At 67.3% G+C, this 24,440-nt stretch carries 19 protein-coding genes; 2 read left to right on the forward strand and 17 right to left on the reverse strand.

Annotation, left to right across the window (positions count from 1 at the left end; translation table 11 throughout):
• Positions 1-60: 60 nt before the first annotated feature.
• The 13 genes from ACGFIF_RS18040 to ACGFIF_RS18100 form a co-directional block, all read right to left on the reverse strand.
• Positions 61-3,921 (reverse strand): DNA-directed RNA polymerase subunit beta', encoded by a 3,861-nt coding sequence (locus ACGFIF_RS18040; RefSeq protein ID WP_393155689.1) that lies wholly within the window; start codon positions 3,919-3,921, stop codon positions 61-63.
• 68 nt (positions 3,922-3,989) lie between these two features.
• A complete protein-coding gene (gene rpoB / locus ACGFIF_RS18045; protein WP_393155690.1) occupies positions 3,990-7,472 on the reverse strand; it encodes a DNA-directed RNA polymerase subunit beta in 3,483 nt (1,160 codons plus the stop codon).
• Positions 7,473-7,733: 261 nt separating this feature from the next.
• Positions 7,734-8,438: a hypothetical protein gene (locus ACGFIF_RS18050; RefSeq protein WP_393155692.1), complete on the reverse strand. Its 705-nt coding sequence runs from the start codon at positions 8,436-8,438 to the stop codon at positions 7,734-7,736.
• On the reverse strand, positions 8,438-8,908 hold the full coding sequence (locus ACGFIF_RS18055) for a hypothetical protein (RefSeq protein ID WP_393155693.1): 471 nt from the start codon (positions 8,906-8,908) through the stop codon (positions 8,438-8,440). The genes ACGFIF_RS18050 and ACGFIF_RS18055 overlap by 1 nt, the downstream gene beginning before the upstream one ends.
• Before the next feature lie 44 nt (positions 8,909-8,952).
• The gene (locus tag ACGFIF_RS18060; RefSeq protein ID WP_393155695.1) at positions 8,953-10,245 is read right to left on the reverse strand and encodes an MCE family protein; all 1,293 of its coding nucleotides are present in this window, start codon (positions 10,243-10,245) and stop codon (positions 8,953-8,955) included.
• Complete coding sequence (locus ACGFIF_RS18065; protein ID WP_393155696.1) at positions 10,242-11,453, reverse strand: MCE family protein; 1,212 nt, start codon at positions 11,451-11,453, stop codon at positions 10,242-10,244. Before ACGFIF_RS18065 ends, ACGFIF_RS18060 begins: the two co-directional genes overlap by 4 nt.
• A complete protein-coding gene (locus ACGFIF_RS18070; RefSeq protein ID WP_393155698.1) occupies positions 11,450-12,637 on the reverse strand; it encodes an MCE family protein in 1,188 nt (395 codons plus the stop codon). The genes ACGFIF_RS18065 and ACGFIF_RS18070 overlap by 4 nt, the downstream gene beginning before the upstream one ends.
• On the reverse strand, positions 12,637-13,650 hold the full coding sequence (locus ACGFIF_RS18075) for an MCE family protein (RefSeq protein ID WP_393155699.1): 1,014 nt from the start codon (positions 13,648-13,650) through the stop codon (positions 12,637-12,639). Before ACGFIF_RS18075 ends, ACGFIF_RS18070 begins: the two co-directional genes overlap by 1 nt.
• Entirely contained in the window at positions 13,647-14,678 is a 1,032-nt protein-coding gene (locus ACGFIF_RS18080) for an MCE family protein (protein WP_393155701.1), read from the reverse strand. Before ACGFIF_RS18080 ends, ACGFIF_RS18075 begins: the two co-directional genes overlap by 4 nt.
• Positions 14,675-16,003: an MCE family protein gene (locus ACGFIF_RS18085; RefSeq protein WP_393155703.1), complete on the reverse strand. Its 1,329-nt coding sequence runs from the start codon at positions 16,001-16,003 to the stop codon at positions 14,675-14,677. Before ACGFIF_RS18085 ends, ACGFIF_RS18080 begins: the two co-directional genes overlap by 4 nt.
• A 4-nt stretch (positions 16,004-16,007) precedes the next feature.
• Entirely contained in the window at positions 16,008-16,838 is an 831-nt protein-coding gene (locus ACGFIF_RS18090) for an MlaE family ABC transporter permease (protein ID WP_393155704.1), read from the reverse strand.
• 2 nt (positions 16,839-16,840) lie between these two features.
• Positions 16,841-17,614: an MlaE family ABC transporter permease gene (locus ACGFIF_RS18095; protein WP_393155706.1), complete on the reverse strand. Its 774-nt coding sequence runs from the start codon at positions 17,612-17,614 to the stop codon at positions 16,841-16,843.
• A 115-nt stretch (positions 17,615-17,729) separates the two neighbouring features.
• Positions 17,730-18,677 (reverse strand): ABC transporter ATP-binding protein, encoded by a 948-nt coding sequence (locus ACGFIF_RS18100; protein ID WP_393155708.1) that lies wholly within the window; start codon positions 18,675-18,677, stop codon positions 17,730-17,732.
• 402 nt (positions 18,678-19,079) lie between these two features.
• On the opposite strand from ACGFIF_RS18100, the gene ACGFIF_RS18105 reads away from it, so the two are divergent.
• Positions 19,080-20,543, forward strand: a complete 1,464-nt coding sequence (locus ACGFIF_RS18105) for a PhoX family protein (protein ID WP_393155709.1) — start codon at positions 19,080-19,082, stop codon at positions 20,541-20,543.
• Positions 20,522-21,037, forward strand: a complete 516-nt coding sequence (locus ACGFIF_RS18110) for a phosphatase PAP2 family protein (RefSeq protein WP_393155710.1) — start codon at positions 20,522-20,524, stop codon at positions 21,035-21,037. Before ACGFIF_RS18105 ends, ACGFIF_RS18110 begins: the two co-directional genes overlap by 22 nt.
• A gap of 47 nt (positions 21,038-21,084) precedes the next feature.
• On the opposite strand, the gene rplL is transcribed toward ACGFIF_RS18110, so the two are convergent.
• The 4 genes from rplL to ACGFIF_RS18130 form a co-directional block, all read right to left on the reverse strand.
• Positions 21,085-21,471 (reverse strand): 50S ribosomal protein L7/L12, encoded by a 387-nt coding sequence (gene rplL, locus ACGFIF_RS18115; protein ID WP_393155711.1) that lies wholly within the window; start codon positions 21,469-21,471, stop codon positions 21,085-21,087.
• A gap of 66 nt (positions 21,472-21,537) precedes the next feature.
• Positions 21,538-22,161, reverse strand: a complete 624-nt coding sequence (gene rplJ / locus ACGFIF_RS18120) for a 50S ribosomal protein L10 (RefSeq protein WP_393155712.1) — start codon at positions 22,159-22,161, stop codon at positions 21,538-21,540.
• Between the two features lie 218 nt (positions 22,162-22,379).
• Positions 22,380-23,654: an MFS transporter gene (locus ACGFIF_RS18125; RefSeq protein ID WP_393155714.1), complete on the reverse strand. Its 1,275-nt coding sequence runs from the start codon at positions 23,652-23,654 to the stop codon at positions 22,380-22,382.
• Positions 23,573-24,397, reverse strand: a complete 825-nt coding sequence (locus tag ACGFIF_RS18130) for an IclR family transcriptional regulator (RefSeq protein WP_393155715.1) — start codon at positions 24,395-24,397, stop codon at positions 23,573-23,575. Before ACGFIF_RS18130 ends, ACGFIF_RS18125 begins: the two co-directional genes overlap by 82 nt.
• Between the last annotated feature and the right edge of the window lie 43 nt (positions 24,398-24,440).

The raw sequence follows: 24,440 nt of genomic DNA on the forward strand, positions 1-24,440 counted from the left end.
ACGCCGCGATGGCGGCACCCCCGGACTGGGAGTGCCGCCCTCGGCGGTGTGTGACTCGAATCAGTTCTGGTACGAACCGAGGTCGAAGTCGTCGAGCGGGACCGACTGCCCGGTGGACGGGCCGAAGTCGTAGTCGTACGACTCGTAGCCGACCATCGAGTACATCGCGGCCTTCGCCTCCTCGGTGGGCTCCACCCGGATGTTGCGGTACCGGTCCATACCCGTACCGGCCGGGATCAGCTTGCCGATGATGACGTTCTCCTTCAGACCGACCAGCGAGTCGGACTTGCCGTGGATCGCGGCCTCGGTGAGGACGCGGGTCGTCTCCTGGAAGGAGGCGGCCGACAGCCACGACTCGGTGGCCAGCGAGGCCTTGGTGATACCCATCAGCACCGGACGACCCGAGGCCGGCGTACCGCCCTCGGCGACCACGCGGCGGTTCTCCGCCTCGAACATGATCCGGTCCGCGAGCTCACCCGGCAGCAGCTGGGCGTCGCCCGACTCGATCACCGTGACCCGGCGCAGCATCTGCCGGACGATGATCTCGATGTGCTTGTCGTGGATGGCCACACCCTGCGACCGGTACACCTCCTGGACCTCGTCCACCAGGTGCTCCTGCGCCTTGCGCACACCGAGGATCCGCAGTACCTCCTGCGGGTCCGGCGTACCCTGCGTCAGCTGCTGACCGACCTCGACGTGCTGACCTTCCTCGATCAGCAGGCGGCCACGCTTCGACACCGGGTAGGCGACCTCCTCGGAACCGTCGTCCGGGGTGAGCACCAGCTTCCGGGTCTTGTCGGTGTCCTCGATCGAGATCCGGCCCGCGGCCTCCGAGATCGGCGCCTTGCCCTTGGGCTGGCGAGCCTCGAAGAGCTCGACCACACGCGGCAGACCGTGGGTGATGTCATCACCCGCGACACCGCCGGTGTGGAAGGTACGCATGGTCAGCTGCGTACCCGGCTCACCGATGGACTGGGCCGCGATGATGCCGACCGCCTCGCCGATGTCGACCGGCTTGCCGGTCGCCAGCGACCGCCCGTAGCACTTCGCGCAGGTACCGGTCTTGGCGTCACAGGTCAGCACGGAGCGGACCTTGACCTCCTCGAGCCCGGCCTCGACCAGCTTCGCGATCGAGACGTCGCCCAGGTCGCTGCCGGCCGCCAGGACGACGGTGCCGTCCGCACCGATGGCGTCGGTGGCCAGCGTCCGTGCGTAGGCGCTGGTCTCGACGTTCTCCGCGTGCACGACCTTGCCGTCCGGACCGGGCTCGCCGATCTTCTTCGGCAGGCCCCGCTCGGTGCCGCAGTCCTCCTCGCGGATGATCACGTCCTGCGAGACGTCCACCAGACGACGGGTCAGGTACCCCGAGTCGGCGGTCCGCAGCGCGGTGTCGGCCAGACCCTTCCGGGCACCGTGGGTGGCGATGAAGTACTCGACCACCGACAGACCCTCGCGGAAGTTGGACTTGATCGGCCGGGCGATGATCTCACCCTTCGGGTTGGCCACCAGACCACGCATACCGGCGATCTGCCGGATCTGCATCATGTTGCCTCGGGCACCCGAGTGGACCATCATCCAGATCGGGTTGGCCTTCTCGAAGTTCTCCTCCATCGCCTTGCCGACCTCGGCGTTGGCGCCGGTCCAGATCTCGATCAGCTCCTGACGCCGCTCGGACGAGGTGATCAGGCCTCGCTCGAACTGCTTCTGGACCTTCTCGGCCTGCGACTCGTACCGGGCCATGATCTCCGGCTTGGATGGCGGCGTGCTGAAGTCGTCGATCGACACGGTCACACCGGAGCGGGTGGCCCAGCGGAAACCGAGATCCTTCAGCGCGTCCAGGCAGTTGGCCACCTGGACCTTGGAGTACCGCTCGGCCAGGTCGTTGACGATCCCGCCGAGCTGCTTCTTGCCGACCTCGACGTCGACGAACGGGTAGTCCGCCGGCAGCGCCTCGTTGAACAGGGCCCGGCCCAGCGTGGTCTGCAGCGAGAACGCACCGCCGTCCAGGTCCACCGCACCGGTCGGTACAGAGGCCTCGTCGAGACGCAGCGTGATCTTCGCCTGCAGCGACAGCTCGTTGCGGTCGAAGGCCATCAGCGCCTCGGCCACCGAGCTGAACGCACGACCCTCGCCGAGCGCACCCTCCTTCAGCATGGTCAGGAAGTAGATGCCGATGATCATGTCCTGCGTCGGCATCGTGACCGGACGGCCGTCGGCCGGCTTCAGGATGTTGTTCGTCGACAGCATCAGGATCCGGGCCTCGGCCTGCGCCTCGGCCGACAGCGGCAGGTGCACCGCCATCTGGTCACCGTCGAAGTCCGCGTTGAACGCGGAGCAGACGAGCGGGTGGATCTGGATCGCCTTACCCTCGATCAGCTGCGGCTCGAACGCCTGGATACCCAGCCGGTGCAGGGTAGGCGCCCGGTTCAGCAGCACCGGGTGCTCGGTGATGACCTCTTCCAGCACGTCCCAGACCTGGGCGCGCTGGCGCTCGACCATCCGCTTGGCGGACTTGATGTTCTGCGCGTGGTTGAGGTCGACCAGCCGCTTCATCACGAACGGCTTGAACAGCTCCAGCGCCATCGCCTTCGGCAGACCGCACTGGTGCAGCTTCAGCTGCGGACCGACGACGATCACCGAACGACCGGAGTAGTCGACGCGCTTACCGAGCAGGTTCTGCCGGAAGCGGCCCTGCTTGCCCTTGAGCATGTCGGACAGCGACTTCAGCGGCCGGTTGCCCGGGCCGGTGACCGGACGGCCACGGCGGCCGTTGTCGAACAGCGCGTCGACGGCCTCCTGGAGCATCCGCTTCTCGTTGTTGACGATGATCTCCGGCGCGCCCAGGTCGAGCAGTCGCTTGAGCCGGTTGTTCCGGTTGATCACCCGGCGGTACAGGTCGTTCAGGTCCGAGGTGGCGAACCGGCCACCGTCGAGCTGGACCATCGGCCGCAGGTCCGGCGGGATCACCGGAACGCAGTCGAGCACCATACCCATCGGGCTGTTGTTGGTGGCCAGGAACGCGGTGACGACCTTGAGCCGCTTCAGGGCGCGGGTCTTGCGCTGGCCCTTGCCGGTCTTGATCGTCTCGCGCAGGTTGTCCGCCTCGGCCTTCAGGTCGAAGGTCTCCAGCCGGCGCTGGATCGCGGCGGCACCCATGGCGCCCTCGAAGTACTTGCCGAACCGCTCCTTCATGGCGCGGTAGAGGATCTCGTCGCCCTCCAGGTCCTGGACCTTGAGGTTCTTGAACCGGGTCCAGACCTCGTCGAGGCGGTCGATCTCGCGCTGCGCACGGTCGCGCAGCTGCTTGACCTCACGCTCGGCGCCTTCCTTGACCTTGCGCCGTACGTCGGCCTTGGCGCCCTCGGCCTCGAGCTGTGCCAGGTCCTCCTCGAGCTTCTTCAGCCGCTGCTCGATGTCGTTGTCGCGCCGGTTCTCGAGCTGCTTGCGCTCGACGTCGGTGCGACCCTCCAGCGACGCGAGGTCGCGGTGCCGCGACTCCTCGTCGACGTCGGTGATCATGTACGCCGCGAAGTAGATGACCTTCTCCAGGTCCTTCGGGGCGAGGTCGAGCAGGTAGCCGAGCCGCGACGGGACACCCTTGAAGTACCAGATGTGGGTGACCGGCGCGGCCAGCTCGATGTGGCCCATCCGCTCGCGGCGCACCTTGGAGCGGGTGACCTCGACGCCACACCGCTCGCAGATGATGCCCTTGAAGCGAACACGCTTGTACTTACCGCAGTAGCACTCCCAGTCCCGGGTGGGACCGAAGATCTTCTCGCAGAACAGTCCGTCACGCTCGGGCTTGAGCGTCCGGTAGTTGATCGTCTCGGGCTTCTTGACCTCGCCGTGCGACCACTGGCGGATCTCATCCGCGGTCGCCAGGCCGATCCGAAGCTCGTCGAAGAAGTTCACGTCGAGCACGATGTGTTATCTCCCGTTGCTAATTTTGGTCTGAGTGAGTTGGTTGTTGATCTCAAGCGGCAACCCGCTCAGACCTCCTCGACGCTGTTCGGCTCACGCCGGGACAGGTCGATGCCCAGTTCCTCCGCGGCACGGAAGACGTCCTCCTCGCTGTCGCGCATCTCGACCCGGCTTCCGTCGGACGAGAGCACCTCCACGTTCAGACACAGGGACTGCATTTCCTTGACCAGAACCTTGAAGGACTCCGGGATACCCGGCTCCGGGATGTTCTCGCCCTTGACGATCGCCTCGTACACCTTGACCCGGCCGACCACGTCGTCGGACTTGATCGTCAGCAGCTCCTGCAGCGCGAAGGCGGCACCGTAGGCCTCCAGGGCCCACACCTCCATCTCGCCGAACCGCTGACCGCCGAACTGGGCCTTACCACCCAGCGGCTGCTGGGTGATCATCGAGTACGGACCGGTCGAACGCGCGTGGATCTTGTCGTCGACCAGGTGGTGCAGCTTCAGCATGTACATGTAGCCGACACCGACCGGCTCCGGGAACGGCTCACCCGAACGACCGTCGAACAGCCGGGCCTTACCGGTGTTGTCGACCATCCGGACACCGTCGCGGTTCGGCAGCGTGGAGCCGAGCAGGCCGGTGACCTCCTCCTCCTTGGCGCCGTCGAAGACCGGGGTGGCGACGTTCGTCATCGGCTGGGCGGAACCGGCGCCGATCTTGATCAGCCGCTGGGCCCACTCCTCCTTGTTCGACTCGTCGATCTCCCAGCCGCGGCTGGCGACCCAGCCGAGGTGGGTCTCGAGCACCTGACCGACGTTCATCCGGCCGGGCACGCCCAGCGGGTTCAGGATGATGTCGACCTGGGTGCCGTCCTCGAGGAACGGCATGTCCTCGACCGGCAGGATCTTCGAGATGACGCCCTTGTTGCCGTGCCGGCCGGCCAGCTTGTCGCCGACCGAGATCTTGCGCTTCTGGGCGACGTACACGCGGACCAGCTGGTTCACGCCCGGCGGCAGCTCGTCGCCGTTGTCGCGGTCGAAGACGCGGACGCCGATGACGGTGCCGTTCTCGCCGTGCGGCACCTTCAGCGAGGTGTCGCGGACCTCACGGGCCTTCTCACCGAAGATCGCGCGCAGCAGCCGCTCCTCCGGCGTCAGCTCGGTCTCACCCTTCGGGGTGACCTTGCCGACCAGGATGTCGCCGGTGGTGACCTCGGCGCCGATCCGGATGATGCCCCGCTCGTCCAGGTCGGCCAGCATCTCGTCGGAGACGTTCGGGATGTCCCGGGTGATCTCCTCCGGCCCCAGCTTGGTGTCGCGAGCGTCGACCTCGTGCTCCTCGATGTGGATCGAGGTCAGCAGGTCCTGCTGAACGACGCGCTGGCTGAGGATGATCGCGTCCTCGTAGTTGTGACCCTCCCACGGCATGAACGCGACCAGCAGGTTGCGGCCGAGCGCCATCTCGCCCTCGTCGGTGCACGGACCGTCGGCCAGCGGGCTGTTCACCTCGACCCGCTGCCCCTGGTCGACCAGCGGACGCTGGTTGATGCAGGTGCCCTGGTTCGACCGGCGGAACTTCGCCAGCCGGTAGGTCTGGTACGTGCCGTCGTCGGCGGCGACCTCGATCAGGTCGGCCGAGACCTCCTTGACCACACCGGCCTTGTCGGCCACCAGCACGTCACCGGCGTCGACCGCACCGCGGTACTCCATCCCGGTGCCGACCAGCGGCGCGTCGGCCGTGATCAGCGGAACGGCCTGCCGCTGCATGTTCGAGCCCATCAGCGCGCGGTTGGCGTCGTCGTGCTCGAGGAACGGGATCATCGCGGTCGCCACCGACACCATCTGGCGCGGCGAGACGTCCATGTAGTCGACGTCGTCGACCAGCACGAGCTCGACCTCACCGTGCCGCCGGCGGACCAGCACCCGGTCCTCGGCGAACCGGTTCTCGTCGGTCAGCGCGGCGTTGGCCTGGGCGATGACGAACCGGTCCTCCTCGTCCGCGGTCAGGTAGTCCACCTGGTCGGTGACCTGGCCGTCGACGACCTTGCGGTACGGCGTCTCGACGAAGCCGAACGGGTTCACCCGGCCGTACGTCGCGAGCGAGCCGATCAGACCGATGTTCGGGCCTTCCGGGGTCTCGATCGGGCACATCCGGCCGTAGTGGGACGGGTGCACGTCGCGGACCTCGAAGCCGGCCCGCTCCCGGCTCAGACCACCCGGGCCAAGGGCCGACAGGCGGCGCTTGTGGGTCAGACCCGCGATCGGGTTGGTCTGGTCCATGAACTGGGACAGCTGGGAGGTGCCGAAGAACTCCTTCAGCGCCGCCACCACCGGACGGATGTTGATCAGGGTCTGCGGCGTGATCGCCTCGACGTCCTGGGTCGTCATCCGCTCCCGGACCACGCGCTCCATCCGGGCCAGGCCGGTGCGCAGCTGGTTCTGGATCAGTTCACCGACGGTGCGGAGACGGCGGTTGCCGAAGTGGTCGATGTCGTCCTCTTCGACCACGATCTCGCCCTGCGGCGCGTCCAGCTCGGTCTTGCCCTCGTGCAGCGCGACCAGGTACTTGATCGTCGCGACGATGTCGTTGATCGTCAGGACGGCCGTGTCGTGGGCCTCGTCGCGGCCCAGCTTCTTGTTGATCTTGTACCGGCCGACCTTGGCCAGGTCGTAGCGCTTGCCGTTGAAGTAGTAGTTGTCCAGCAGCGCCTGGGCGGCCTCCCGCGTCGGCGGCTCACCCGGCCGCAGCTTGCGGTAGATGTCCAGCAGCGCGTCGTCCTGCCCGGAGGTGTGGTCCTTCTCCAGGGTGAGCCGGATCGACTCGTAGTCGCCGAACTCCTCCAGGATCTGCGCGTCGGTCCAGCCGAGCGCCTTCAGCAGCACGGTGACGTTCTGCTTGCGCTTGCGGTCCAGCCGGACGCCGACCATGTCGCGCTTGTCGACCTCGAACTCCAGCCACGCGCCGCGCGACGGGATGATCTTGGCGGTGAAGATGTCCTTGTCCGACGTCTTGTCCGGCGTGCGCTCGAAGTACACACCGGGCGAACGGACCAGCTGGGACACGACGACCCGCTCGGTGCCGTTGATCACGAAGGTGCCCTTGCGCGTCATCAGCGGGAAGTCACCCATGAAGACGGTCTGGCTCTTGATCTCACCGGTTTCGTTGTTCATGAACTCGGCGGTGACGAACAGCGGCGCGGAGTAGGTGACATCCCGCTCCTTGCACTCGTCGACCGTGTTCTTCGGAGGCTCGAAGCGGTGGTCGCGGAACGACAGCGACATGGTGCCGCTGAAGTCCTCGATCGGGGAGATCTCCTCGAAAATCTCTTCCAGGCCGCTGGGGCCGGACAGGTCCGACCGTCCCTCGGCCTCGGCGGCGGCCACACGGGCCTGCCACGTTTCGTTTCCGACCAGCCAGTCGAAACTGTCCACCTGCAGCGCAAGCAGATCCGGAACCTCGAGAGGCTCGGAGATCTTTGCGAAGGAGATGCGGCGGGAGCCGGAAACGTCGGAAATGCTGTCGGACTGGGGGTTGCGCGAGGCGACCAAGGGGCGTCCTTCCACGGGCTCGCAGAAATCACTTCGGTGCTGGGAGCGCACGCCGAACCGCCCTAGTCAAGTCGAGACCAGAGCCAGGGTGGGATTAAAGGCAGCGCAAAGCAATAGGCTACCCGATGAGGGCAAGCCTGTCCAATGGGGTCCGATACTATGCCTTCGGACCACCCACTCAGTCAAGGATCAACCCGGGTTCTCGAGCAGGAAGACCACCTGCGAGCCGCCCAGGACATCCTGTCCGGAGTCACATAGAGACTACAGTCCGGCGATCTCCTGGACCAGCCATTGATCGCCGTTTCGGACCATCGTGAACCTCGTCCGGTTCAGATCGACCCGGGGCTTACCCTCTGTGATCGTGCTGGTGGTGGTCTGGTTGACGAAGATGATCAGCGTGACCCGGTCGGCGTCGCCGTCGCGGACCCCGACCTCGCGCACCTCGGCCCGGACCGTCGCCTTGGTCTTGGTGGCCAGCTCGCCGGCCACCTTCGCGGTCTCGTCGAACTTGCCCGCGAACTCCGGGGTCATCGTCGCCCGGGCGGCAGCGAAGCTCTTGTCCAGGTCGCGGTAGTCGTAGCTGAGCGCGGTCTCGGCGGCCTTCCGGCCGGCCGCGGCAGCCTGGTCGCGGGCGTCCTCGGCCTGCTTGCCCTGCCACGCCTTGACCCCGAGGACGACGGCGAAGGTCAGCACCAGGACGACCAGGACGCCGAGCAGCGCGGACAGCACACCGCCCAGCGATCGCCGCGTTTCATCACTTTCTGTAGCGACCGGAGACTCTTCAGCAGCCTCTTCGGGGGTCTCCAGGGTCTCCGGTGTGGCCGGGGTCACGTCGTCGTCGAGCGGTTCGGAGACCTTCGTTGTCACCTCCGCCGGAGCTTCGGCCGTCGTTTCGGTGGCCGTCGTACCGGTGGCGGTACGGCGCTGGCCGGCGATGCGGGGGCGGTTGCGGGAACGGTCCGGCATCAGCCCACCGCCTGCAGGTCGGCGGTCAACCAGCGGTCCTGCTCCCGGACCAGGTCCAGCTTGATCCGGTAGCGGCGCTGCACCCCCTCGGTCGAGGCGGTGTTCGTCACCACCGCGTCCACGATCACCAGGACCTGGGCGGAGTCCTTGTCGTTCGAGACCACCGCAGCCTCCTTCACGTCACCCTTGGAGGTCGCCTTGTTGGTCTGCACCTCGGCCTTCACCACGTTCAGCCCGGCCTGGAACTCCTCCTTGAACTGCCCGGTGGAGTCGTCCAGCACCCGCTTGGTGTCGGCGTCCCAGGTCTTGTAGTCGTACGTCGTGAAGTCGAGGGCCAACTGCCGACCCGCCTTCATCGCGCCCTCCCGCTCGGCCGTGTCGTCGCTCTGCCGCTGCAATGCGACGATCGAGAGGGTCGCACCGGCCAGCGCGACCACGAGCAGGACGCTCAGCGCCCACGCCAGGATCACGGGGCCGCGCTTGGAGTTACGAGAAGACCCAGAGCTGGCAAAAATCACTGTCCGGTCACCGGTCCGAGGATGAGGGCTTTCCAGGAGTCGCTGCCGAGCAGGTCGGCCTGGCCGCCGGTCGAGCCGAGCACCATCTCCGGCATCCCGTTGGATCCGCCCGCGGTACCGGTGGCCGGGTCGTACCCGATGCCGTACCCGGTCCGGTTCAGGTCCTCGCGGGACGACGGGCTCGGCTTGTTCTGTGCGCCGCGGACGTTGACACCGGTCGACGGACTCGCGGCGCAGCCCGCCTTCGAGTTGGCGGCCTTGTCTGTGGTGTCTTGAGGGATCCGCTTGTCGGTCCCGCCGTACCCGGCCCGGCAGGCGGGCGGGTCGATCCCGAGCACCAGGCCGAAGTGCGCGTCGTAGTGCCCGGTGCCCTTGTCCTTGGCCGGTACGACGTACCCGCCCATCGACACCGCCGGGTACACGACCAGCAACTGCTCGACGGCGTCCAGCCGGACGGCGGTCAACTCGCTCACCGTCAGCAGGTTACCGAGCAGCACCGCGATGTCCGCACGGTTCTCCGAGATCAGGGCGGTCACCTGCTCGGAGGCGCCGGAGCCCTGGTCGATCACCTGGCGGATCTCCGCGTCCGAGCTGACCAGGGTGTCGGACAGCAGGGCGAGGTTCTTCGCCCAGGTCTTGATCGCGTCGCCGCTGGCCACCTGGGTGGCCAGCACGGTGTCGCCGTCGTTGATCAGCTTGATCGTCTGCAGGATGTTGGCGTCCGCGGCGTCGATCAGCGTGCCGGAGTTGTCGATGATCCGCTGCAAGTCGGTCCCCCGGCCCTTCAGCGCCGCCCCGAGCTCGCTGACCGTGGTCCTCAGGCTTTCCTTGTCGACCGAGTTGACCAGTTGGTCCAGGTTCAGCAGCAGCTCGGTGGTGTCGATCGGGATCGCGGTGTCCGCGCGGTCGATCCGCGAGTGGTCCCGCAGGTACGGACCGCTGTCGCGGCGCGGCTGCAGGTCGACGTACTGCTCGCCGATCGCGGACCGGTTCGCGACCACCGCGAGCAGGTCGTTCGGGATCTTCACGCCCTTGTCGATGTCGAGGTTCACCTCGACGCCGTCGGACAGCAGCCTCAGCTCGCCGACCCGGCCGACCGGCTGGCCGCGGTACGTCACCTCGGCACCGGAGAAGATGCCACCGGACTCGGCGAAGCTGGCGCTGACCGTGTAGTCGTCGTCGAACAGCAGCTTGTCGATCTGGGCGTACTTGCCGCCCACGTAGGCGACGCCGACCACGGTGATCAGCAGGAACACCATCAACTGGATCCGGACGCCTCTGGTGATCACTTCGCCACCCCCGGCATCAGGACCTTGGCCAGCTCGGGGTCGAAGCCCGAGCGGTTCAGCTTCGGCGTACAGACCGGCAGTCCGAGGATCGTGGTGCAGGTGGTCGCCGTACCGGTCGGCACCGGGAGCGCCGGCAGGCCGGTCGGGTTGTGCACCGGGACGCTCAGCCGCGGCACCGAGACCGACGTCGGACCGGCGGTCGGCAGGGTGATTCCCACCAGGCCCTGCAGGGCCTTCTGGGTGTTCACGTCCAGGGTGATGCCGAGGTTGGTGAAGTCGCCCTGGACGGCCTTGGCGGCAGCGTCCGGGAACGGGTAGGTGAACAGCAGCTCGAGCGACTTCGGCAGGTTCTCCCCCGCCTCGGCCAGCTTGGTCAGGATCGGGTACAGCGACTGCAGGTTCGCCACCAGGTCCTGCTGCGACGCGGTGATCACCCGGGTGGCCGTGTTGCCCAGCGTCGCCAGCGCCTGCAGCGTCTTCACCAGGGCCGCGCGCTGCTTGTCCAGGGTCGCGATCGACTTCGGCAGCGAGTCGATCGCGGTCGCCAGCGTCGCCTTCTGCGCGTTCAGCTTCTTGGCCAGCGCGTCGACCGCGGCGATCGCGGTGACGATCCGTTCCTTGTTCTGGTCCAGCGTGCCGACGAACGTGTTCAGCTGGGTGAGCACGCTGCGGATGGCCGGCTCGTTACCGGTCAGCGCCTTGTTCAGCTCCTGGGTGATGATCTGCAACTGGGCCACGCCGCCGCCGTTCAGCAGCAGCGACAGGGCGGACAGGACTTCCTCGACCTCGACGTTGCTGGTGGTCCGCGACAACGGGATGATCTCGCCGTTGTCGAGCTTCCCGCGCGGCTGCTCCGACCCGCTCGGCGCCGACAGCGACACGAACTTCTCGCCCAGCAGGCTGGTCTGCCGGATCGTCGCCCGCTCGTTGTCCGGCAGTTCCAGGCTCTTCGGCAGCTTGATCCGGACCTTGGCGACGTACCCGTCCAGCCAGACCTTCTCGACCGTGCCGACGGTGACGTCGTCCACCTTGACCGACGACTTCGGCACCAGGTCCAGTACGTCGGCGAACTCGACGGTGACCGTGTACGACGGCCCCTTGATCTTGGCGCCACCCGGCAACGGCAGCGAGTACACGCTGAAGTCGCACCCGGTCAGCAGCATGGCCATCCCGAGCAGCCCGGCGATGATCGTCGTACGGCGTCTCATCGGACCAGCCCCCCGAGGGTCGGGTCGACCGGGTCAGGACTGTTCAACGGTGCCTTCGGCTGCGGGGCCCACGGCGTACCGGCCGGACCGCCGCTCGCCGGCGCACCACCGGTGAGCTGGCTCAGCAGCGGCAGCTTCTTCAGGGCGTCGAGGACGGGCTTCAGCGCCGTACAGGTCGACATCGGCTGGTTCGCCTGCCGCAGCAGTGAGCAGATGAACGTCGCGGGGTCGTCCAGCTGGGCCAGGTTGAGCCGCTGGTCCAGCGTCCCGTACTGCGGGTTGTACACGCGGGCCAGGTTGCCCAGGCCGAGCGGCGCGGTGTCGAGCACCTCGGCCAGCGCGGCCTTCTCCTTGACCAGGATCTGCGACAGGTCGGTGGCGCTGGAGATCGTCGTCTTCAACAGCGCCCGGTTGTCCTTGACGAACGTGGCGACCTCACCGAGCGCCGTCGCCAGCAGGGACAGCGCCTTGGCCAGATCCTGGCGTTCACCGGCCAAGGTGGTCGAGGTGGCGGCGAAGTTGGTGTTGAACTGGCGGACCAACTGGTCGTTCGCGGCCAGCGCGGACACGAACGTCTGCAACTGCCGGATGGTCGCGAACAGACTCTGTGAGTTGCCCGCCAGCGTCCCGGTCAGCTTGGACACGTCGGTGATGGTCTGGTTCAGCTTGGCGCCCTGACCGTTCAGGTTCTTCGCCGAGACGTCCAGCAGCCGCGACAGCGCGCCCTGGTCGTTCGCACCCTTCGGACCGAGCGCGACGGACAGGTCGTTCAGGCTCTGGTAGATCTGGTCCAGCTCCAGCGGTACGGCGGTCCGGTCGATCGGGATCTCGGCCCCGTCGGCCATCACCTCACCCTTGGAGTAGACCGGGGTGAGCTGGACGTACCGGTCGGCCACGATCGACGGCGCCGCGATCACCGCCTTCGCGGTGGCCGGCACCTTGTGCTTGGCCTCCCACCAGAACTTCACCCGCACGGTCCGGCCGGCCGGGGTGACACTTTCCACCTCGCCGACCTTGATGCCGAGGATCCGTACGTCGGAGCCGGGGTAGACCGACACCGCGCGCGGGAAGTACGCCGTGGCGCTCACCCGGTCGGATTTCGGCCAGAGCGAGACCACGCTGACCGCGAGAATCACCAGGACCACCGCGATCGCGATCAGCCGGGACAACGACGCGATCTTCATCAGCCGCCACCTCCCAGGATCGGCGGTATCCCGGCCGGCGGAACCGCCGGCAGGGGGATCTCCGGGACCGGCACCAGGTTCTGCAGGTAGACGTCGAACCAGGGGCCGGTGCCCAGGGTGTTGGTGAAGACGCGGACGAACGGCGCCAGGCCCTTGATGCTGGCGTCCAGGTCGTTCTGGTTCTTCAGCAGGACCGCCAGCACGGCGTTCACCTTCTGCAGTGTCGGCGCCAGGTCCTTGCGGTTCTCCCGGACCAGCGCGGTGATCTGGGCGGACAGCTTCTGCGTCGACACCAGCAACTGGTGGATCAGCGCCCGCCGGGCCTGCACGGCCTGGAAGACGGTGTTGCCGTCCTTCATCAGCTTGATCAGCTGCTGGTTGCGGTCGGCAAGGACCTTGGTGACCACGTTCGAGTGCTGCAGCAACAGTTTCAGCTGCTCGTCGCGCTTGGCCACGTTGCGGGACAGCCGGGACAGCCCGGTCAGCGACGCCTGCACCTCTTCGGGCGTGTTCTGGAACGTCGTCGAGAGCGTGTCCAGGGCCTTGGCCAGCTGAGCGGTGTCGATCCGCTCGGTGGTGTTCGCGAGATCGCTGAAGGCGTCCACGACGTCGTACGCCGAGATGGTCCGGGCCAGCGGGATCTCGGCGCCGGCCTTGAGCTGACCGGTGCCGGCCGGGTTCAGCTTGAGGTACTTCTGGCCGAGCAGGGTCTTGATCTTCATCTCGGCGCCAGTCTGGTCGCCGAGTTTCACGCCCTTGTCCACCACGAAGTCGACCCGGACGTGGGTGCCCTCGAGCTCGACCTTGCGGACCTGCCCGACCCGGACGCCGGCCACCCGGATCTCGTCGTTCGGCTTCAGCCCGCCGGCCTCGGAGAACTGCGCGGAGTACTTCGTCCCGCCACCGATCAGCGGCAGGTCCTGCGCCTTGAACGCGGCCAGCATGATCAGCCCGAGCACGGTCAGGCCGATGACGCCGACGGTCACCTGGTTCTGCTCGCGGAACGGCTTCACTTGGCGCACCTCGCCGAGTTGTTGTCGTAGGCAACCGGGACGCGGGTTCCGACGGGCAGGGTGACGTTGCCGTCGAAGTTGCACAGGAAGAAGTTGAACCAGGAGCCGTACGACGCCGTGCGAGTCATCGTGTTCAGCTTCTCCGGCATGTTCTGCAGTGTCTTCACCCAGATCGCCTGGGTGTCGTCGAGGGTGGTCGCGACGGTGCGGAGCCGGGCCAGGTCGGCCTTGATCGGCACCCGGGACTGCTGCAGGAGACCGGCGGTCTTGTTGTTCAGTGAGTTGATCGAACCGACCGAGTTCAGGATCGGGTTGATGTCCTGACTCAGCCCGGTGATGAACTGCTGCAGGTTCACCAGCAGCTGAGAGAAGTTCTGCTGCCGCTGGGAGACGATCTGCAGCGTCGAGGTCAGGTTGGTGATCAGGTCGCCGATCACCTGGTCCGCATCAGCCAGGGTCGTCGTCAGAGACGCGGTCTTGGCCAGCAGCGACTCGATCGTGCCGCCCTCACCCTGCAGCACCTTGATCACCTCGAACGCGAACTGGTTCACGTCCGCCGGCGTGAGCGCGGTGAACAGCGGCTTGAACCCGTTGAACAGCACCGAGAGGTCCAGCGCAGGCGCCGTCCGCTCCTTCGGGATGACGCCTCCTCCCTTCAGCCGTGGGCCGCCGCCGACGCCGTCGGTGAGTGCGATGTAGCGGTTCCCGACCAGGTTCCGGTACCGCAGCGTCGCCTTCGTGGACTCGTCCAGGACCTGGTCGGAGTCGACGCTGAACGTCACCATCGCCAACGTGTCCTGATACAGCGCGATCTTGTCGACCTGGCCGACCTTCACCCCCGCGATCCGGATGTCGTCACCCTTGTTCAGCCCGACCGCGTCGGTGAAGACCGCCTTGTACTTCGTCGTCGCGTTGAAGCTGATGTTCCCGATCGTCACCGCCAGCAGCGCGGTCGCGACGGTGGTCACCACCACGAAGATCGCCAGCCGCACGGTGTCGAGCGAGGTCTTCTTGTCCAGGATCTTCACTTCAGGTTCACCTGCCCTCCGCGCAGCAGGGGCCCGACCATCAGGGTGGTCAGGTCCGGTACGTCGGACGGCGCGACACCCATCTCGGGGCCGACGACCGAGTCGATCACCGTCTGCTCGGCCGGCGTACCGACGCCCTGGGTGTCCAGGTCGAAGCCGGGCATGGCCCGGTTCAGCTGGAGGTTCAGCGGGAATCGCTCGTTCTTGTTGTGGTCGCCGATCACGCCGTCCTCACCGGTGATGTACGGCGCCGGGTTGTCCTGGGTGTACGGACCCGGCTTGGCCCCCGGGTGACTGTAGTTCTTCCCGACGCAGGTCGGCCCGCGGTGGTCCTGGTAGGCCGGCAGTTCGTTCGGCTCGTACGGCGTCGGCTGGTTGGTGATCAGCTCGAGGTTGATGTTCAGCCGGCCGTCCCGGAACGTGTCGTTCAGGATCGGCGCCGTGTCGGTCATCACCTTCAGGAAGCACGGGTACTCCGGCGAGTACCGCTCCAGCAGGTCCAGCACCGGCCGGCTCACCTCGCCGAGCCGGATCACCCGGCTCTCGTTCTCCTTGAGGACGGTGTTCGTCGTACTGGACAGCTTCTGGACGTCGACGAAGAACTTCTGCAGCTGGACCTGCTTCTCCACCACCGTGTTGCCGGTGACGGTCAGGTTACGCAGGGCGCGGACCAGGTCGGGCGTCGCGTCGCCGTACAGCTGGGAGACCTGGGTGAGCTTGGTCAGCGCGGCCATCAACTTCGGGACGTTCGGGTTCAGCTTCTTCAGGTACGCGTCCAGCTGGGTCAGCGTGCCGGCGATCTCGGCGCCCCGGCCCTCGAGGGCGGTGGCCAGCGTGTTCAGGGTGGCGTTCAGGTCGGCCGGGTCGACCGCCTGCAGCAGTGGCAGGGCGTCGTTCAGCACCTTCTCGATCTCGATGCCGACCGCGGTCTTGTCCCGCGCGATCACGTCACCGGCCTTGATGTGCCGGCCCTGTGCACCGGTCGGCGGGACCAGGGCGACGTACTTCTCGCCGAACAGCGTCTTCGGCAGGATCCGGGCGCTGACCGCGCTGGAGATCTCGGCCACCTGGTCGGGTTTCAGCGACAGCTCGACGGTCGCCTCGTCGCCGTCGGTGGAGACGTCGCGGACCTCGCCGACGATGATGCCGCGCAGCTTCACGTCCGCGTGCTTGTTCAGCTGCAGCCCGATGTGGCTGGTCTTCAGCTCCACGTCGATCGTCTTGGTGAAGACCTTCGCGTAGAAGGCGTAGGTCAGCCAGAGCAGGAAGCACAGCACGCCGATGAAGGCGATGCCGAGGATCTTGTGGGATAGCACTCTGGTCATGGCGCTACCCCGCCAGCCTGACTGTGGTCGTCGTACCCCAGATGGCCATCGACAGCAGCAGGTCGACGACGTTGATGACGACGATGGAGGTCCGGACCGCACGACCCACCGCGACGCCCACACCGGCCGGGCCGCCAGTCGCGTGGTAGCCGTGGTAGCAGTGCACCAGGATCACCAGGACGGCGAAGACGAGCACCTTCCCGAACGACCACAGCACATCCCCGGGTGGCAGGAAGAGATGGAAGTAATGGTCGTACGTCCCCGTACTCTGCCCGTAGAACATGGTCACGGTGAGCCGGGTGGCGAAGTACGACGCGAGCAGGCCGACGACGTACAGCGGCACGACCGCGACCAGGCCGGCGATGATCCGGGTGGTGACCAGGAACGGCAGCGACGGGATCGCCATCACCTCGAGGGCGTCGATCTCCTCGCTGATCCGCATCGCACCGAGCTGGGCGGTGAACCCGCAGCCGACCGTCGCGGCCAGCGCGATCCCGGCGATCAGCGGACCGATCTCGCGGGTGTTGATGTACGCGCTCACGAACCCGGCGAAGGCCGAGGTGCCGATCTGGTTCAGCGCCGAGTAGCCCTGCAGGCCCACCTCGGTCCCGGTGAAGAAGGCCAGGAAGGTGATCACGCCGACGGTGCCGCCGATCACGGCGAGCGCGCCGGTGCCGAGCGTCACCTCGGCCAGCAGCCGGAGGATCTCCTTGCGGTACCGGGTGATCGACTTGCCGGACCAGGCCAGCGCCTTGATGTAGAAGGCGAGCTGCTCACCCAAACGATCGAGTGAGCTCAACGGCTTGCGAACCAGCGTGTCCACGAGGGCCGACATGGTCAGGCCCCCTTCGGCGGAACGAGCTGGAAGTAGATCGCCGTCATCGCGAAGTTCGCGACGAACAGCAGCATGAAGGTGATGACGACGGACTGGTTCACCGCGTCACCGACCCCCTTCGGCCCGCCGCCCGCGTTCATTCCCTTGTACGACGCCACCACCGCGGCGATGAATCCGAACACCAGTGCCTTCGCCTGGCCCTGCCACAGGTCGGGCAGATGGGCGAGCGCGGTGAACGAGGCGATATAACTGCCTGGCGTCCCGTCCTGCAGTACGACGTTGAAGACGTAACCGCCCATCACGCCGACCACGCTGACGAACCCGTTCAGGAAGAACGCGACCAGCATCGTGGCCAGCACCCGCGGCACCACCAGCCGCTGGATCGGGTCGATGCCGAGCACCATCATCGCGTCCAGTTCCTCGCGGATCTTGCGCGCGCCGAGGTCGGCACAGATCGCCGAACCACCGGCACCGGCGATCAGCAGCGCGGTCGCGATCGGCGACGCCTCCCGGACCACGGCCAGGACGGCGGCCGAGCCGGTGAAGGCCTGGGCGCCGAACTGCTTGATCAGGCCGCCGACCTGCAGCGCGATCACCGCGCCGAACGGGATGGCGACCAACGCGGTCGGGATGATCGTCACGCTCGCGACGAACCAGGCCTGCTGCAGGAACTCCCGCAACTGGAACGGCCGGCGGACCGACGCCCGGGCGGTATCGAGGGCGAAGGAGAACAGCGAGCCGGCCTGTTTCAGGGGGGCGGTGGCAGAAGCGGTCACGGGGCCTCCCGGTCTGGACCGAGGAGCGCAGGGAGCGAAGCGACCGGAGCGACGAGGGAAGACCGGGAGGCAAGGCCCCGGGACCGGCCGCGCGGCAGCGTGGCATTCAATACAGTCACGTAGCCCCCACCACGTCGGCGGCGAAGGACCCCGGCGGTGGGGTGACGCCGTTCTCCCGGCACCACTCGCCGGGCGGCCGCTGGGTCGGCCGGATCACACCGCTGCTCGGCAGCTGCTGCACCGGGATCGGCGGCAGCGGCGGGAGCTCCTGGTCCGCCTCGCGGGCCAGTTCGTCGGCGTCCTTCTCCTCGGACATGCCGATCGGGCCGACCCGCTGCGCGTTCAGGAACTGGCGGACCACCGGTTCCTCGCTGGACAGCAGCATCTCCCGCGGGCCGAACATCGCCAGATGCCGGTGATAGAGCAGCCCGATGTTGTCCGGCACCGTCCGCGCGGTGTTGATGTCGTGGGTGACGATCAGGCAGGTTGCCTGGGTCATCTCGTTCAGGTCGATGATCAGCTGGTTCAGGAACGCCGTACGCACCGGATCGAGACCCGAGTCGGGCTCGTCGAACAGCAGGATCTCGGGCTCCAGCACCAGCGCGCGGGCCAGGCCGGCCCGCTTGCGCATCCCGCCGGAGATCTCGCCGGGCAGTTTCCGCTCCGCGCCGACCAGGCCGACCATCTCCATCTTCTCCATCACGATGGAGCGGATCTCGGCCTCGGACTTCTTGGTGTGCTCACGCAGCGGGAAGGCGACGTTGTCATAGAGGTTCATCGAGCCGAACATCGCGCCGTCCTGGAACAGCACGCCGAACAGTTTGCGGATCTCGTACAGCGACCGCTCGGAGCAGGTGGCGATATCGGTGCCCTCGATGTGGACGTGACCCTTGTCCGGCTTGAGCAGACCGATCAGCGTCTTCAGGAAGACGGACTTCCCGGTTCCGGACGGGCCGAGCATCACGCAGATCTCACCGGCGGGCAGCGTCAGGGACACGTCGCCCCAGATCAGCTGGCTTCCGAAGGACTTGGTGAGACCTTCGACGCGGACTTCGACGCCCACCTGGCCCTCCTGATCGGTCTTCCTCACGGGATGTCTGACTCGCCCCGACCGACGACGTTCTGCCGTTCCAACGACGGGGCGGTTGCCTAGGTTACGCACGAGTACGGTTTTGTGTAACCCCCGCATGTCAAACGACGGTGACCAATGCGTCACGCTCCGGTCACGCCGATCACTCTGTGCTGACGCCGATCACGGTGTGCTGATCGGCCCGCGGCTCCGGGTGATCCTAGCGGCTGCCCAGGTCCGTATACGGCGCCCCCACCGCGGACCACCGCCGAACTGGTATCGCAGCGCAAACGACTCGACACACATCGCGACCGCTGATCCGAGATCTGTCCGGAAACCGGTCCGAAAGCTAGCGTCGATCAAGGGATTTCGCCTGGCCGAGGAGGGGACTGACGGATGAACATCGAACGACGAACATTCCTCAGAGGAAGTGCGGCAGTCGCGGGCGGCATGCTCGCGGGCGGGCCGTTCCAGGGGTTCGTGGCCCGCGAGGCGGTCGCGGCGCCACAGGACGGCCCGGCGTTCCGGGCGCTGCGGGCGATCCCGGACCAGCGGGACGGCAAGGTCCGGCTGCATCTGCCGGAGGGGTTCAACTACCGGTCCTTCCACGACACGGAGTTCCCGGTCGTGCTGAACGACGGCACCAACCTGCCCGGGCGGCACGACGGCATGGGCGCGTTCAAGCGGCGCAACGGCAACATCGTGCTGGTCCGCAACCACGAGGTGAACAACCCGGGCGCGCCCTTCGGACCGGGTACGCCGTACGACACGATGGCCCAGAGCGGGACGACGACGATCGAGGTGACGCGGTTCGGCCAGGTGATCGACGCATACACCAGCCTGAACGGCACGATGATGAACTGCAGCGGCGGAGTCATGCCGTGGGGCAGCTGGATCACCTGTGAGGAAACGGTGAACGGGCCCGACGTCGGCGCGGACTTCACCGGTGTGTCGAACGTGCCACTGACCAAACCGCACGGGTTCGTCTTCGAGGTCCCGGCCCGCGGCCAGTCCGACCGGCAGCCGATCACCCACGCCGGCCGGTTCGCGCACGAGGCTGTCTCGTTCGACCCGCACGACGGATACCTCTACCTGACCGAGGACAACTTCGCGTTCCCGTCCGGCTTCTTCCGCTACCGCCCGCCTCGCAACCCGATGAAGCGGGGGCGGATCGAGGACGGCGGCCGGCTGCAGATGCTCGCCGTCAAAGGCCGTCCGAACCTGAACCTGGCGGCCGAGCAGCCACGGCGGGCGACGTACGACGTGAAGTGGGTCGACATCGACGACCCGGCGCCCAAGTTCCCCTACACACCGGGGCAGCCGGCGCCGACGACGAACGACCAGGCGCTCGTGTACGTCGGTGACCAGGGTCGCTCACAAGGAGCGGCGTACTTCTCCCGGCTGGAAGGGCAGGTGTACGACAACAACGTCGTGTACTTCTGCTCGACGCAGGGCGGTGGCGCGGCGGAGACCGGGCCGGATCCGGTCGGTGGCTACGGCAACGGCTTCGGCCAGGTCTGGGCCTATCACACCCGGGCACGGAAGCTGCAGCTGATCTATCAGTCGCCGAACCGGGCAACGCTGGACTTCCCGGACAACGTGACGACCAGCAAGCGCGGAACTCTGGTGCTCTGCGAGGACAACACCGAGGACAACTACCTGCGCGGGCTGTCCCGGGGTGGTCAGCTGTGGGACATCGCGCTGAACCGGCTCACCAGTAGCACCGGGGTGGACAGATCCGGCGACGAGTTCGCCGGCTCAACGTTCAGTCCGGACGGTCACACCTTGTTCGTCAACATCCAGGCCAGTCGCGGGATGTCGTTCGCCATCTGGGGACCGTGGCACCGCATCGGAGTCTGACGGTCGAGGACGACGTCCTCGTCTGGCTACATGACGACGACGCAACGGTTGCCCAGGCCGTCAGCGATCTGACGGACCTGGAGCCGCTCGTGGCCGTTGCGGTCGTCGTACTGGTGGTGCTTCTTGTACTGCGCCGGTGGATGGACGCGATGTTTTTCGCGGCCGGGGTCGGTGTTGTCTGGGCGGTCAATCCGCTGCTGAAGGAGCTCGTCGGGCGGTCGCGGCCGGATCTCTGGCCGTTGCCACCTGACGTGTCCGAGTACAGCTTCCCGAGCGGTCATGCGGCGAACACGGCCGCTCTCGTCGGCGCGGTCGTGTTGATCCTGCGCCGTCGGCTGCCGGCTGTCCTGACCGGCGCGGCTGTGCTGCTGGTGGTGGGGTGGTCGCAGTTGGCACTCGGACGGCACTACCCCTCCGACGTTCTCGTCGGGTGGCTCTGGGCGCTGGCCTGGGTGAGCCTGCTCCGGAAAGTGACGAAGGGCGGCCCTGGGTAGGACCGCCCTTCGGCGTACTGCTGTGTTGTGCGGCTACGCCGCACAGATCACTTCAGGGTGACGGTGGCGCCGGCGCCCTCGAGGGCCTCCTTGGCCTTCTCCGCGGCAGCCTTGTCGACCTTCTCCAGGATCGCCTTCGGGGCCGACTCGACCAGGTCCTTGGCCTCCTTCAGACCAAGGCTGGTGAGACCGCGCACCTCCTTGATGACCTGGATCTTCTTGTCGCCGGCCGACTCGAGGACGACGTCGAACTCGTCCTGCTCGACGGCCTCTTCGGCGGCAGCGGCCGGGGCGCCCGCGGCAGCGGCAACGGCGACCGGGGCGGCGGCGGTGACGCCGAACTCCTCCTCGAACGCCTTAACGAACTCCGACAGCTCCAGCAGGGTCAGTTCCTTGAACTGGCCGAGGAGCTCTTCGGTGCTGAGCTTCGCCATTTTGGCGGTCCTTCCGTAAATGTGTTGCTGGGTGATCACTGAATGGGTGTTGCGTGGGTGACAGCGTCAGCTCTCGGCCGGCGCGGTCTCCTCGGTGCTCGCCTCGGCAGGTGCCTCGACCGTGTCCTGCACGGCCGGCGCCTCCTCCGCCCCTTGATCCTGCGCTGGGGCGGCCTCGGCCGGCAGCTTCTCCTGCAGCGCCGCGAACAGGCGCGCGGCCTGGGACAGCGGAGCAGCGAACAGCGACACCGCTTGCTGCGGAGCCGCCTTCATCGCACCTGCGAGCTTCGCGAGGAGGACCTCACGCGACTCCAGGTCAGCGAGCTTGTTGATCTCGTCAGAGCCGAGTGCCTTGCCTTCCAGCACTCCACCCTTGATGACGAGAAGGGGATTCGCCTTGGCGAAGTCACGCAGGCCCTTGGCCGCAACCACCGGGTCGCCCTTGATGAACGCGATGGCCGACGGACCCTGCAGCAGCGAGTCGAATGACTCGACGCCGGCGTCCTTGGCCGCGATCTTGGTCAGCGTGTTCTTCACCACGGCGTAGTTCACGTCGTCACCGAGCGCAGTGCGCAGTTCCCGCAGCTGCGCCACGGTGAGTCCGCGGTACTCGGTCAGCACGGCGCCGTTCGAGCTGCGGAAGTTCTCCGTGAGCTCTGCGACGTCGGCAGCCTTGTCCGGCCTCGCCATGGGGTCTCCTTTTCTTGGCTTCCACGCCTTGGACCCCTGAAAAGGAAAACGCCCCTGCGCAGGCGCAAGGGCGTGAACATACAGTCACACTATCCAAGTCACCTGCGCGGGCCGCCCACTCGGAAGTGGGACCTTCAGCTACTCGAGGAGCAGCGACCAGCGGTCTTCGGCAGCATTCAGTGTGCCTGATCTGGACGCGGGAACCAAATCGGTTCCACTCAGACCGGCTGGTCCTGGGTCGGATGCGGTGGGATCCACCGGTGCATCGCGGCCGCGGCGGCCCAGCCGGTCGCGGCCATGAACACGATCGCAGGCCCCAGTCCCAGGACGGCGGTCGCCCCCGCCAGCAACAACGGGCCCGCACCGTTCCCGGTGTCGGCGAACAACCTGAACGCACCCAGGAACTGGGCCCGGCCGACAGGTGGAGACGCATCGGCGCCCAACGTCATGATCACCCCGGCCCCCAGCCCGTTCCCGACCCCCATCAGCAGCGCGACCGCTGTCAGGGTGACGGTCGAGTGGGTCAACGGCAGCAGCAGATGAGCCAGTCCGAGGACGAACATCGACGGTACGGCGACCCACTTGCGGCCGAGGCGGTCCATCACCGACCCGGCCGGATAGAAGAGCAGCATGTCGACCGCGCCGGACAACCCGAAGATGATGCTGGTGGTCTCCGGATCGAGCCCGATGTGCAGCGCCCACAGCGGAATCACCACCTGCCGCGACGCCCGGACCGCTCCGACCAGCAGCGCTCCGACACCGAGGGTCCGCAGCACCGGCATGTGTTCCCGGATCACGGTCCACGTCGACTGGGCGGCGACCGGCCGGCTTCCGCGCGTACGTCGTACCGACTCGATGTCGGGCAGACTCACCAGCACGCCACAGGCCAGGACAGCAGCGACCAGGTGGACCCAGTAGGCGCCGTCGGTGCCGAGGAACCTCATCGCGAACGCGCCGAGGAACGGGCCGATGAACGAGCCGATCCGCTGTACGCCGCCGAGCGTGGACAGTGCGCGGGCCCGTAGCTGGATCGGCACTGCCTCGCTCAGGTAGGCCTGCCGAGCCAGACCCCACACCGCTCCGGCCACTCCGGTGGCGGCGATCGCGATCGCGAGACCCCAGGCCGTCGGGACGAGCAGACAGGCGACCAGGGCGAGCGCGACCAGGCCGGTCGCGAGGATCATCGCGCTGCGTTCACCGATCTTGTTGGTGAGCGCGCCGGCCGGGATGTCGCCGATGACCTGGCCGAGGCCGGCCGCCGCGACCACCAGTCCGGCGGCCGCGACCGATGCGCCGAGGTGCGTGGCGGACACAGCCACGACCGGCGCGATCGCGCCTTGGCCGATGCCGTACAGGAGCGCGGGCAGGTAGACCGATGGTGCGATCTTCCAGAGGCTCGCCGACCCGGCCATCAGTGGATGCCCGCCGAGGCGCGCGTCGTACTGCGGTCCCGCGCCGCCGGGGTCGCGCCCAGCAGCTCGGACACCGACCATGCGGCCGGGACGATCCGCTCGCCGAGCTCCTCCAGCCGCTCCTCCGGCATCCGCAGCTCCGGTCCGGAGATCGACAGACAGCCGATTGCCTGACCGGTGAAGTCGAAGACCGGTGCGGCGACCGACCTGATCCCCGGCGTGCGTTCCGCCATCGACTTCGCGAAGCCCCTGGTCCGGATCTCGGCCAGCTGAGCGGCCAGTACGACGGGATCAGTGATGGTCGCGGGCAGCACCTGCGCGAGCGGAGCGGCCAGTACGTCGGCCTGTCGCTCCCACGGCGAGAACGCGAGCAACACCTTGCCCGGGGCACCGAGCGGCAACGGCACCGGAATGCCGAACTCCGTGTAGGTACGGCGCAACTGGTGACGACTCTCGACCTGATCCAGTACGACGCGCTGCCCGGTCGGCAGCAACTCGTGCACGGCCGCGGTCTCCTCGGTGTCGTCGCGGAGCGCGCGCAACACCGGCAGCGCGGCCTCGCGCAGGCCGGCCGGGATCCCACCGCTGTGAGCCAACTGGGCGACCAGCGGACCGATCGCGTAGCGGCGGTGTGCCGTCTGGCGGATCAATCCGTTCTCCTGCATCGCCAGCAGCAGCCGATGCACGGTGCTGGTGGACAGACCGGTGGCGCGGGCCAGGTCGCTGATGCCGAGGTCGGGAGTACAGGCGTCGAAACACCGCAGGATCGCCACCGCCCGGTCGATCGACTGCACCGACCCACGGCGGATCTCGTGTTCCTGCATAGCAGGAGATTATCCCACGATGCGGGAAATGGATGCCCGCTCT

The organism is Kribbella sp. NPDC049174 (genome assembly GCF_043197365.1).
GTDB lineage: Bacteria > Actinomycetota > Actinomycetes > Propionibacteriales > Kribbellaceae > Kribbella.